The following is a 339-nucleotide window of genomic DNA, read 5'->3' as shown; positions in this document are numbered from 1 at the left end:
CTGCTTGTAAGGCAGATGCTCTCCCAGCTGAGCTAATCCTCCAGATAAATGGTGACCCGTAGGGGATTCGAACCCCTGTATGACAGCGTGAAAGGCTGCTGTGTTAAACCGCTTCACCAACGGGCCATATATGGCTCCTCAGGACGGACTCGAACCGCCAGCCTACCGGTTAACAGCCGGTTGCTCCACCATTGAGCTACTGAGGAACAATATGAAAGAATTGTTCTTTCAAAACTAGATAATGAAGTCAGCATAAAGGCAATGTGGATAAGTCCTCGACCGATTAGTATTCGTCAGCTCCATGCATTACTGCACTTCCACACCGAACCTATCAACCTC

Annotated in this window: 2 tRNA genes; both read right to left on the bottom strand. The window is 49.0% G+C overall.

The features are described from left to right. Positions 1–49: 49 nt before the first annotated feature. Positions 50–126 (bottom strand) — tRNA-Glu (locus tag O0550_RS24185). A 5-nt stretch (positions 127–131) separates the two neighbouring features. Next, positions 132–206 (bottom strand) — tRNA-Asn (locus tag O0550_RS24180). Positions 207–339: the final 133 nt, after the last annotated feature.

This window comes from Brevibacillus halotolerans, from assembly GCF_026891775.1.
Classification (GTDB): Bacteria; Bacillota; Bacilli; order Brevibacillales; family Brevibacillaceae; genus Brevibacillus_B; species Brevibacillus_B halotolerans.
This window is presented reverse-complemented; position numbering and strand designations above follow the sequence as displayed.